This is a genomic window from Candidatus Schekmanbacteria bacterium RIFCSPLOWO2_02_FULL_38_14, from assembly GCA_001790855.1.
In the GTDB taxonomy this organism is placed as follows: Bacteria; Schekmanbacteria; GWA2-38-11; order GWA2-38-11; family GWA2-38-11; genus 2-02-FULL-38-14-A.
Genome location: MGDH01000024.1, coordinates 17572 through 30049, shown reverse-complemented (window position 1 = coordinate 30049; position 12478 = coordinate 17572). Strand labels below are relative to the sequence as shown.

The window sequence follows — 12478 nt, the reverse complement described above, 5'->3', positions numbered from 1 at the left end:
CTTTATTTTATATATTTTTATATATTTATATGAAAGAAAACGTAAGGTTATCAAATAAATTTACAAAGTATTTTCGCTTTATTGAAGTAATGGTATGGTTAGGGACAGGAGCTATTTCCCATATAGTTTATACTTTGCTTTTTGATAAAACAAAAGGTTACTGGCATTTCTCGATTCATTTTATAGTAATCTTGTTTGGACTGCCTTTTTTGTTTAACTTATTCATCACATACAATGAAAAAAATAGAATTTTACGAGGGATATCTTTTGTAATTCTCATCTTTATGGTTTTATTTGTTGTGAATAAGAATTTAAAATTTAAACAAGGTTGGAAATTTGGTGCAAATAGCTATAAAGCAGCTATATGGGCAAGAGATAATATGGAAAAAAATGCCATCTTTGGCATGAGAGATTCTGGAATCTTCAGTTTTTTTAGTCAGAGAAGGGTTGTTAATCTTGATGGTGTAATAAATAATTATGAATATCAGGAATATTTAAGCTCAGGGAAATTTTCTGAGTACGTTACGAAGAATAATATATCTTACATAGTAAGTTGTTACTTTGAAAAAAAAGAACCTATTAAAGAATATGAGCTTACGGGAAAATTGAAGTTTAGTGCAGGACACAGAATATTTGGTGAGAATTCAGGTTTTATTTATCTTGTAAAAGAAAAAGAAGTCTATCGTTCATATGTAAACGATGTCCCTCTTATTATATTTAGCATGCATTAATTGATTAAAATCTTTTTTTCTTCCAGCCACCCCTCTTAAACCATAAAATCAGAAAGGCAGCTTCAAAAAAATTAACAGCTGCAATTGAAAGCCAGATTCCGGTGGTATTTAAAAAAGCCCATTTTGAGAGATAATAGGCAAGGGGTATCTGAATAACAAATAGGGTTATCAGCGAGATCATCATTGGTCCAAAATTGTCGCCGGCACCCCTGAGCGCACCCCCAATAACAAGCCTTACCCCAAGGAGAAAGTAGGTTGGTGCCACTACCTTGAGATAGATTTCTCCCATGCGAAGCACTTCATTGCTCTTATCAAAGATTCCAATTATCTCCTTAGCCATAAAGAAGAAGATGAATCCAAGAAAAGACATGATAATTACATTGTACCACAGGGCAATGCTTGCGCTTTTTTCAGCCCTTTCATGGTTATTTGCTCCGAGATTCTGCCCGACCATTGTGGAAACTGCGCTTGCAAAACCTAACCCGGGAAGGAATACCAGCATATCAAGGCGAAGCCCGATACCGTAAGCTGCTACTGCCGAGGTGCCAAAGAGAGTGACAATTTTCATAAGTGCAATTCTTGAAAGGCTGTGTAGGCTCATTCTTCCCATTGACGGGAAAGCAATCCTAAGAACATTTTTAATTATTGGAAAATCTATGCGGAAATCAGAGAGGCGAACTCTGATAAGAGAATAGCCTGAGAAAAGGTAAAACAGTCCAATGATTGAACCAATAGCTCTTGCAATTATTGTTGCAACAGCAGCACCGGTTACTCCGAGCTTTGGGAAGGGGCCTATTCCGAATATCAGCAAGAAATCGAGTGCGATATTAGATAGGGCAGAAATAGCCAGAATAACAACAGGTATTACAGGCTCTCCTGCACCTCTTAGAATAGCCTGCGTTATGAAAAGGAAAAACACTGAGGTCATTCCAAGAAAGTAGACCTTGGCATAGCCGATTCCATTATTAACAATTGAATCATTGGCACCAATAAGCCTCATCAGTGGTTCTGCATAAATGTATCCAAGAATCCCGAGGGCAATTGAAAAAATTATACCGACCAAATATATCTGTACTGAAACTATTCCGGCACCTGTAAGGTCCTTTTCGCCAACTCTTCTTGCAATAAGCGCAACGGCTGCACCTGACATCCCTTCAACAGCAACTGCTGTGAGCATGAGCATTATGCCGCAAAAAGATACAGCGGCAATTGCCTCTGAGCCGAGCCTGCTCACAAAAAGCATGTTGGTAATGTTGAAAAGGGTTTCCACGAGCATGGCAAGGATAAATGGAACAGCAAGGCTCAGCAATACGCGGGAGATGCTGCCCGTAGTTGTGTCAATAGCAGTTCTTTTCTTTTGTGTCATAGTGAGTCAAATAAAAATTTAAATTGAAAAGACTCAATATCAAATAAGGATTAAATGTCAAGAAAAAGGGGACGGTTCTCTTTTTTGATATATTATCTTTGTGATGGAAAAAAGAGAACCGTCCCCTTTTTCTTCTTGCTTGCAGTTTTTTTTATTATTTTATAAAGGATAAGAAGTGCAAAATTAATCAATTTTTACGAGGAAAACAGTATGGAAATAAATATTGACGAACTGGACAGTAATTTTAAATATGAAATTGCAAAAAGGCATGGAGGGGAGAAGATAAAAAACTGCTTTTCCTGCGGCACCTGCACTGCAAGCTGTCCTGTGAGAAAAATTGACGAGAAGTTTAATCCGAGGCAGATTATCAGGATGGCAATTCTTGGAATGAAGGAGAGGGTTTTTAAAAGCGATTTTGTGTGGCTGTGCACAGCCTGCTATAATTGTCAGGAGCGCTGCCCACAGGATGTGCTTATTTCTGATTTAATGGCGGTAATCAAGAATCTTGCCACAGAGGCAGGCTATATCCACCCTTCATATGTTCAGATTGCAAATTTTGTAAAAGCGAGCGGAAGGGTGTATGTGCTTGAGGATTTTGATAACAAGAAAAGAGAAAAAGCAGGATTACCTTTTCTTCCAACAAAGCTTGAGGATGTAAGTAAGATTTTTGAGATGTCAGGTTTAGATAGGTATATAAAAAAATGAAAATTCTAAATCCTAAATTCTAAACCCCGTTAGAAATTAAAATTTCTAAGCGGGGTAAACAAATTCAAATGACAAAAATCAAGAATTCAAAACAATTTTGAAAATTGAAATTTCGAATTTTGATATTGTTTAGGATTTAGATATTAGAATTTAGGATTTTGATTTAAACTGGAGAACGTATTATGGAGTTAGCTTTATTTTTGGGCTGCACGATTCCTGCAAGGGCAAGGCAGTATGAGATATCAACAAGAAAAATAGGAGAGAAACTCGGGATTAAGTTTATTGATATTGGAGAATTTTCCTGCTGCGGTTTTCCCCTGAAGGCTGTTAGCAAGGAGACAGCACTGCTTCTTGCCGCAAGAAATTTGAGCCTTGCAGAAGAGAGAGGCATTGAGACAATATGTTCAATCTGCAGTGCCTGTACAGAGAACCTTACAGAAATGAGCAGGGAGCTTAATGAAAACGAGGAGTTACGAGAGGAGGTTAATAGAAAACTTAAGGAGATAAACAGAGAGTATAATGGCAAAGTTAAAGTTAAGCATTTAGGGAGAATTCTCTATGAGGACATAGGAATTGAGAAGATAAAAAGGACAGTAACAAGGGAATTAAAAAACCTATCAATTACCGCCCATTATGGATGCCATTATGTAAGGCCATCCAAAATTTATGATAAATTTGATGACCCGGAAATCCCTCAGACCCTTGAGGAGCTTATAAAGATTACAGGGGCAAATTATGTATCTCATCAGAATGGAATGCTGTGCTGTGGAGGCGGGATACTTGCCATAGCGGAAAAGGTATCTCTTTCTCTTTCAAAGGAAAAGCTGGATAGGATGAAGGAATCAGGGGCAGATGCAATTTGCCTTGTCTGTCCTTTCTGCAATGTTATGTATGATGGGAACCAGCGGTCAATAGAGGAGCAGTTCCAGACAAAATATGAAATACCCGTTCTCTTTTATCCTCAACTCTTAGGGCTTGCCATGGGAATTGACAGCAAAGAACTCGGGCTCCATCTCAATGTTGTCAAAACCAAAGGACTCCTGGAGAAGATATAAAACTGTCGAATGTCAAAGCTCAAAGTTCAAATGAAATTCAAAGTCCAAATATTTAAATGTTTTTGGTTTTGAAATTTGACATTCATTTGATATTTGGATTTTGGCATTTGAACTTTTAAATCTTAGAGCAAAAATCATATGGTTATAAAAGCTATAGATAAAAAGGTTTTAGTAATCGGTGGCGGAATTGCAGGTGTGGCATGTGCAATCGAGCTTGCAAAAGCAGGCGCAGAGGTAAATCTTGTTGAGAAAGAACATTCTCTCGGAGGCTTTGCAATAAGATATGGCTGCAAGGCTTCAGGGGTCTGCAACAAGTGTTCTGCCTGCATTGTTAATCTTAAGATGAATGATTTGCAGATGCAGAATGGAATTATTATCTTAACAGGATGTGAAGTAATTGAGTCCTCTGAGAATGAGGGCAAATTTGATGTAAAGATAAAAAAAACTCCGCGCTACGTCTCCTTAGAGAAATGTATTTCATGCGGACTATGCAAGGAGGTCTGTCCTGTTAATGGTTCTGCTATAAGAATTGTCCATCAGCAATCCCTTCCTAAAGCCTATTTCATAGATGAAGGTTTATGTCTCAGGTTTAAAGGCGAAAAATGCAATTTGTGCGAGAAGGTCTGTCCAGCAAAAGCAGTTAATTATAGTGAAAAGGAGGAAATATTCGGCGTTGGCGCAGATTCTGTTGTTGTTGCCTGCGGGTTTTCTCCTTTTGATGCAAAAAAGCGTATTCAGTACAGATATGGGGTTTTTCAAAATGTGATAACAGGGATTAACCTTGAAGAACAGCTAAGATTCAAGGACGGAATAAGAAGACCGTCTGACAATGCCATACCAAAAAAAGTTGCTTTCATTCAATGTGTTGGAAGCAGGGATATAAATATTGGAAATGATTATTGCTCTCAGGTCTGCTGCCTTTATGCAATGAGGATGGCAAAGGTTTTAAAAAATGAGAGTCCTGAAATTTCTGTTTCAATTTTTTACATGGATTTGCAGAACCTCTCAAAGGAAGCCTCTTTATTTTATGAAAAATGCTTAAAGGAAATAAATTTTGTCAGGGCAATGCCGGGCGATGTCGGGGAAAGAGAGGATAAATCCATAGTTATAAATTATGAGGACATAGAAAAAGGAGAAGACAGGCAGGAGGAATTTGATTTGGTTGTGCTGTCAATAGGTATTACCCCTGCAGAAAGCATAAAAAAGATTGGAAAGATTTTTGGTCTTAAAACAGGGGAAAGCGGATTTTTTCAAACATCCGACCCGTGTGATTTTACACTCACAGATAAACCTAATGTTTTTATAGCCGGAGCCTGTCAGGGACCAAAAAATATCCCTGCATCAATAGCTCAGGGAATAGCAGCTGCGGAGAATGTTTTAATAAATGTAAAATGCAAAAATCCAAATGTTCAAAACGGTTTTTGATTTATGTCATTTGAATTTGTTTACCTGCCTGCCGGCAGGCAGGTAATTTAGATATTAGGATTTAGAGCTTTAAATTTCAAATAGCGGGGGTTTTATATATATCGGGTCAGGAGACCCGATTCTACCCGGGCAGAGGCAGGTCTCCTGACCTGCTTTTGGGAGCAGAGTTGATGTCTGAAAAAGTTAGAATAGCAGTATTCCTTTGCAACTGTGCAGGGAGTTTAAATAAGAGTCTCAGTTTTTCAAAAATAATGGAAGCCCTTGGAAAAGAAGAGGATCTTTCCTTTGTTATGGAATCTGAACTTCTTTGTTCTGAAGATTGTTTAAGCGGTCTAATCGTAAAGGTTAAAGAGAAAAAAGCTAACAGGGTGCTGATTGGAGGTTGTTCGCCCAAATTGTATGAGGAGCTGTTCAGGGGAAGGCTTATGGTGGAGGCAGGGATAGATGGAAATCTGGTTGCTGTCTGCAACATCAGAGAGCAGTGTGCGTGGATAATAAATGACATTGATGAAGCAACCAATAAAGCATTAAATTTATTAAGAGGGGCTTTGAAGAGAATCAGAAAAGCAGTGCCTGTATATGAATCAGAGGTTTTGCCGCAGGAAGAGGTTCTTATAATCGGAGGAGGGATTGGAGGAATTCAGACGGCAATTGAGCTGAGCAAATCAGGCTTTAAGGTTACAGTTGTTGAGAAAGAGAAAGAGCTTGGAGGCAATGTAAAAAGACTTAACAGGTTTTATCAGTCAGAAATTTCTCCTGAGAGGTTTATTGAAGAAAAGATAGAAGAAATTAAAGGAAAGGCTGAAATTTTAACAAACGCTGAAGTCATAAGCTTAAAGGGTTCCTGCGGGGATTTTATTGCAGGGATAAAAGCCGGTGGCAGAATTCTGGAAAAGCAGTTTGGTTCAGTTGTGGTTGCAACAGGGTTCCAGACATACTTTCCGCAGGAGGCATACAATTTAAATCCTGATGAAAGAATAATCACACAGCTTGAACTTGAGGAGATTTTAAAAGATAAAGAAAAAGCCCGGAAAATCTTTGGAAGAGGTGAAGATATTAACGTTCTTTTTATTACAGGGATGACTGGAAGATTTTCAAAGGTTTCAACAGGAACGGTTTTTAAAAACTCATTGCTTTTAAAAGAGCAGTATAAAAACAGAGTCTTTATAGCCTGCAGAAATGCTTTTGTTGCAGGAGAAGGGCTTGAGAATCTTTATAGAAGAGTAAGAGATGAAGGGGTTATTGTTTTTAAATTTGAGAATAAAGCGCCGCAATTTTTGCTGAAAGATAATAAATTTTTTGCTCTTATTTTTGATTACTACCTTTCTTTGAAGGCATCTGAGGAGTTTTTGAACCCAATCATTAAAATCCCCTGTGATGTTCTGGTGCTTGAAGAAGAGATTATTCCGTCTGGAGATTGCGAAAATTTGAGGGAAGTCTTAGGTGTTGATTTTGATTCTTTAAAATTTTTCCAGAGGAACAATGTTCACTATTTCCCTGTTGAATCAAACAGAAAGGGAATCTTTTTTGCTGGCGCGTGCCGCGGAACAGAGGAAATTCCAGATGCAATAACTGATGCAAAGAGTGCAGGCATTAAGGTTTTTGAACTGTTAAAGGGAAAAATAAAATGTTACAAGGAAAGAATGGCAATTGATAAAGACAAATGCACCCTCTGCCTGACATGCCAGAGAGTCTGCCCTCACGGCGCAGTAACATATACGCGGGCAGCAGTAATTTCAGAAGTTGCATGCCAGGCATGCGGTGTGTGCGCGAGCGAATGCCCGAACAGCGCAATAACATTGAGAACTTATACTGATGAAGGAATAATAGCTGAGATTGAGGGATTTGTATTGTGAAAAAATCATGCAATACTTTAAGACGTTTTTCCATTGTCATTGCGAGCCCGAAGGGCGTGGCAATCTCAATTAAGTCTGATAGCTAAAAAGGAGATTGCTTCGGCTTTGCCTCGCAATGACGGTCACAGAGACTTTTTCAGTAAACTGATAATGGATAAGATTTTTTGATGGATAAAAAAAGTTTTAATCCAAAAATCATAACATTTTGCTGTAATCACTCAGCCTATGAAGCTGCGGATTTAGCAGGGAAGATGAAAATTCCTTATCCTGAAGGAATCAATATTATAAGGGTGCCCTGCAGCGGGAAGGTTGATGTGTACCATATCCTGAAGGCATTTGAAAAAGGCGCTGATGGTGTGCTTGTCCTTGCCTGCTATGAGGACAACTGCAAATATCTGCACGGAAACATCAGGGCAAAAAAGCGCATAGATTACATAAAAAATCTTCTGGAAGAGATTGGAATTGAAAAGGAACGGGTGGAAATTTATAATTTAGCCTCAAATACTGGACACAGATTTGTTAATTTAGTAAGGAGAATGAATGATAAGGTTGTTGAGCTTGGACCCATTGGGGGAAGTTCAAAATTCAAAAATCAAAATGTAAAATGAGAATTCAGGATTAAGAATTAAGTAGTAAGTAAGAATTAAGAAAAAACTTAATCCTTATCAAATAAAAAAAATTGCGGGACAGGAATGTCCCGCCTATCAGTAATTTTTATATTTGATTTTTAAATTTTAATTTATCCAATACTCTATTGAAAGACTATGGCTGAGAAAGATAACAAAATCGGCGCTGTAATGGTGCTTGGCGGAGGCATTGGGGGAATGCAGGCAGCCATTGACCTTGCAGATTCAGGATTTAAGGTCTACCTTGTGGAAAAGAGCCCGTTCATTGGCGGAAGAATGGCCCAGCTTGACAAAACCTTTCCTACAAATGACTGCGCCATGTGCACAATATCTCCTCGCCTCGTAGGCGCAGGAAGGCATCTTAATATCGAAATACTTCCAAGTTCAGATATAGTAAGAGTAGACGGAGAAGCCGGAAACTTCAAAATAACTTTGAGGCAAAGGCAGAGTTTTGTTGACCTTGCCAAGTGTACGGCTTGCGGTGACTGCAAAAAGGTTTGTCCTGTTGAGGTTGGAAGTGAATTTGATATGGGGATAGGGAACAGAAATGCAGTGTACAAAAGTTATCCCCAAGCAGTGCCCAATGGTTATGTAATAGATAAAAAAGGATTTTCTGCCTGCAAAGTTACATGTCCGGCAGGGATAAGCGTTCAGGGCTACATTGCCCTTATTGCTCAAAAAAAATACAGGGAAGCCCTTGAGATGATAATGAGAGATAATCCCCTGCCAGGAGTTTGCAGCCGTATGTGCCACCACCCATGTGAATCAGAATGCAGGCGGAGCAAAGTTGACTCTCCTATCTCAATAAGATCCCTAAGGAGATTTTTAGTTGATAAGGTTTACGGCTCAGAGGATTTTGTCCCTTCCCAGGCATCAGAGATAAAATATAAGGAAAAGGTTGCTGTTATAGGAGCAGGACCTGCTGGTCTTTCATGCGCCTATTATTTAAGAGGAATGGGATATAGGGTTACAATATTTGAAACCCTTCCTGTAAGAGGAGGAATGCTTGCAGTTGGAATACCTGAGTACAGAGTCCCAAAGAAATCTTTGGATGAGGAGATAGGAAATATAGAAAAGACAGGGGTTGAGATAAAACTTAACTCAATGCTTGGCAGAGATTTTACTTTAGATGACTTACGGAAGGATTACCAGGCTGTATTTCTTGCAGTTGGCACGCAAAAGGCTCAAAGGCTGAATATTCCTGGCAATGATGCAGAGGGTGTCCTGTGGGGTGTGGATTTTTTAAGAGATGTGAGACTTGGCAAAGAAGCCAGAATAGGCAGGAAGGTACTGGTTATTGGCGGTGGAAATGTAGCAATGGATGTTGCAAGGACAGCATTGAGGCTTGGCGCAAAAGATGTTTCTTTAGCCTGCCTTGAATCAAGAGATGAAATGCCGGCTCATCCGTGGGAGACAGAAGAGGGAGAGGAAGAGGGGATAAAATTTTTCTGTTCAGTTGGACCAAAAGAAATTGTGGTTGAGAATAATAAGGTTAAAGGGCTTGTTACACTAAGAGTCAAGGAAGTATTTGATGTGGAAAGAAGGTTTAATCCCTCATTCTTTGCAGAAACTGAATCTTTGATTGAAGCGGATACAGTCATTGTTTCAATCGGGCAGGCTTCAGACCTTTCATTTATTGATAGCAACAGCGCAATAAATGTATCCAGAAGGGGGACCATTGAGGTCAATCCTTTGACACAGGAAACAGGCATTAAGGGAATTTTTGCCGGTGGTGATGCTGTGCGCGGTCCGGCATCAGCAATTGAAGCAATTGCTGATGGGAAAAAAGCAGCTCTGGCAATTCATAATACTTTCAGAGGAATTGAGATTTCTCAGGCAATGGAGAAAACTATAGGCGAGCCTGACCTTGAAAAAAGGATTCCAAAAAAAGAAAGAGCCAAGCCACTCCAGCTTTCTGTGAATGAGAGGATAGGCAATTTCAAAGAAATTGAAAAAGCCTACACTGAAGAACAGGCTCTTGAAGAGGCATTAAGGTGTTTAAACTGCTCAATATGCTCTGACTGCAGGCTTTGCGAAGCAGCCTGCGAGCCAAAGGCAATTAGCCACGAGCAGGATTTTGACAGGGTCATTGACCTGCAGGTAGGGTCAGTAATTCTTGCTCCGGGCTTTGATCTTTTTGACCCTGACCTCAAGGGTGAGTTTGGTCACAACCGTTTCCCAAATGTTTTATCAAGCCTTGAGTTTGAGAGGATTTTGAGTGCCAGCGGTCCTTATCTGGGTAAAATAGTGAGACCCTCTGATAAGCAGGAACCAAAGAGGATTGCGTGGATACAGTGCGTAGGCTCAAGAGATTCTGAAAGGGACTACTGCTCTTCAGTATGCTGTATGTATGCGACCAAGCAGGCAATTCTTGTTAAGGAACATATTCCTGATGTAGAATGCCAGATATTTTTTATTGACCTCAGGGCTCATGGAAAGGGATTTGATGATTACTGTGAAAGGGCTGAAAAAAACGGCGTAATCTATACAAGGTGCAGGCCTTCATCAGTCAAAGAGATTCCGGCAACAAAAAACCTTGGGGTTCAGTACCAGGAGGAGACAGGAAAGATTTTAAATAAAGAGTTTGATTTGGTAATCCTTTCCTGCGGAATTGTTCCAAGAAAAGATGTGAAGGAGCTGTCTGATAAGTTTGGGATTGAGCTTGATAAATTTAATTTTTGCGGCAGCAGCAAATGGCAGCCTCTTGAAACGAACCGCAAGGGTATTTATGCCTGCGGACCCTTTTTAGAACCAAAGGATATTCCTGAAACCGTTATCCAGGCTTCAGGTGCAGCATCCAAATCAATAGAGCTTTTAGCAGAAGAAAGAAATACTTTAGTAAAGGCAAAAGAATATCCTCCTGAAACAGATGTGTCAAAAGAAGAGCCAAGGATAGGAGTTTTTGTCTGCCGTTGCGGAACAAATATTGGAGGAGTAATAGATGTTCCGAGTGTTGTTGACTATGTTAAAAAACTTCCGTCTGTAGTCTATGCCGAAGAAAACCTTTATACCTGCGGTGCAGATACGATTGAGAGGATAAAGCAAAAGATTAAAGAAGAGAACCTGAATAGGGTTGTAGTGACCTCCTGTACACCAAGAACCCATGAGCCTCTTTTTCAGGAGGTTTTAAAAGAGGCAGGCTTAAATCCATTCCTTTTTGAAATGGCTAATATAAGGGACCAGTGTGCATGGGTCCATATGCATGAGACTGATAAGGCTTTGAAAAAAGCTAAATCCCTTGCCAAAATGGCTGTTAGCCGTGCAAGGTTTATAAATCCCCTCTATAAATTATCTCTTGAGTTGAAAAAGGAGGCGCTTGTTATAGGAGGCGGAGTTTCGGGAATGGTTACATCAATGAGTCTGGCAAACCAGGGGTTTAAGGTTACCCTTGTAGAAAAGGAAGGAGAGCTTGGAGGAAATCTAAAGAATATTAAATATACGGTAGAGGGAGAAAACCCGGAAAAGTTTCTGGGCGAATTGATTAAAAAAGCAGAGGGCAATAAAAACATCAGCATTTTCCTGAACTCTCAGGTTGAATCCTTTTCAGGCTTTATTGGGAATTTTAAAGCGAAAATTAATTCCTATGGCAACGGTGGAGAAAAAGATATTGATTGCGGTGTTGTTGTAGTTGCAACAGGAGGAGCGGAATACAAGGGAAGCGAGTTTGAATACGGAAAAGATGAAAGAGTAATTACACAGTTAGAACTTGAGAATAAACTGTACAGCAGTGATGATAAAATAAAGAATGCAAAAGAAATAGTAATGATACAGTGCGTTGGTTCAAGGAATAAAGAGAGACCCTATTGCAGCAGGGTATGCTGCACAGAAGCAATAAAGAATGCTTTAAAGATAAAAGAGATTAATCCTGATGCAAGAATTACCATACTTTACCGCGATATAAGAACTTACGGGTTTAAAGAGGGCTATTATACCAAGGCAAGGGAAAAGGGAATTCTGTTTATAAGGTATGAGAAGGAGAAGCCACCGGTTGTTGATAGTGTTAAGCATTCGGCGTTTAGCGTTAAGGTGTTTGATCCGGTAATGAGGGAGGAGATTGAGTTGAATTCTGAGATTTTGGTTTTAAGCATGGCAACAATTCCTCATCCTGACAACGAAAAACTTGCACCGCTTTTAAAAGTTCCTTTGACAAAAGAGAATTTTTTCCTTGAGGCGCATATGAAGCTCAGGCCTGTTGATTTTGCTTCTGAAGGGATATTCCTTTGCGGTATTTCACAATATCCTAAGTTTATTGAGGAAAGCATTGCACAAGCTGAAGCTGTTGCATCAAGGGCAAACACTATCTTGTCAAAGAATGAATTAAGCGTTGGCGGTTCAGTTGCAGTTGTAAATGATGACCTGTGTGCAACTTGTCTTACATGTGTGAGAACTTGCCCCTATCACGTTCCAAGAATTCTTGACAGGGCAGCACACATTGAGGTCGCTCAGTGCCAGGGGTGTGGTATATGTGCTTCAGAGTGTCCGAACAAAGCCATTCAGCTTCTCCATTATACTGATGAACAGGTAGTGGCAAAGGTTGAGAGTTTTGAGGTTGAGGAGGAGAATGGTTTAATTTCAAATGCCAAAGCTCAAAGTTCAAATGAAATCCCAAGTTCAAATGGATAAGAAAATTTGGTATTTAGATTTTGACATTCATTTGACATTTGGATTTTGAAATTTGAACTTTTGATTGGTTTTGACAATATCGATTTGCGGC

The 12478-nt window shown here is 39.4% G+C and carries 7 protein-coding genes and 1 pseudogene (1 of these 8 cut by a window edge); 7 read left to right on the top strand and 1 reads right to left on the bottom strand.

What is annotated here, in order from left to right:
• A pseudogene (locus tag A3H37_10135) lies at window positions 1-731 on the top strand (hypothetical protein) (it extends 844 nt beyond the left edge of the window).
• 4 nt (window positions 732-735) lie between these two features.
• On the opposite strand, the gene A3H37_10130 reads toward A3H37_10135, so the two are convergent.
• Window positions 736-2097, bottom strand: a complete 1362-nt coding sequence (locus A3H37_10130) for a hypothetical protein (protein OGL49456.1) — start codon at window positions 2095-2097, stop codon at window positions 736-738.
• A gap of 222 nt (window positions 2098-2319) precedes the next feature.
• Here A3H37_10130 and A3H37_10125 point away from each other — a divergent pair, with 222 nt between their 5' ends.
• The 6 genes from A3H37_10125 to A3H37_10100 all read left to right on the top strand — a co-directional run bounded on the left by A3H37_10125 (window position 2320) and on the right by A3H37_10100 (window position 12387).
• Complete coding sequence (locus A3H37_10125) at window positions 2320-2802, top strand: hypothetical protein (protein ID OGL49506.1); 483 nt, start codon at window positions 2320-2322, stop codon at window positions 2800-2802.
• A gap of 182 nt (window positions 2803-2984) precedes the next feature.
• Complete coding sequence (locus A3H37_10120; protein OGL49455.1) at window positions 2985-3857, top strand: hypothetical protein; 873 nt, start codon at window positions 2985-2987, stop codon at window positions 3855-3857.
• Window positions 3858-3995: 138 nt separating this feature from the next.
• Window positions 3996-5282, top strand: coding sequence for a hypothetical protein (locus A3H37_10115; protein OGL49454.1), 1287 nt, complete (start codon window positions 3996-3998; stop codon window positions 5280-5282).
• A gap of 170 nt (window positions 5283-5452) precedes the next feature.
• Complete coding sequence (locus A3H37_10110; protein ID OGL49453.1) at window positions 5453-7138, top strand: hypothetical protein; 1686 nt, start codon at window positions 5453-5455, stop codon at window positions 7136-7138.
• A gap of 167 nt (window positions 7139-7305) precedes the next feature.
• Window positions 7306-7746 (top strand): hypothetical protein, encoded by a 441-nt coding sequence (locus tag A3H37_10105; protein OGL49452.1) that lies wholly within the window; start codon window positions 7306-7308, stop codon window positions 7744-7746.
• A 156-nt stretch (window positions 7747-7902) separates the two neighbouring features.
• A complete protein-coding gene (locus tag A3H37_10100) occupies window positions 7903-12387 on the top strand; it encodes a hypothetical protein (protein OGL49451.1) in 4485 nt (1494 codons plus the stop codon).
• Window positions 12388-12478 lie beyond the last annotated feature (91 nt).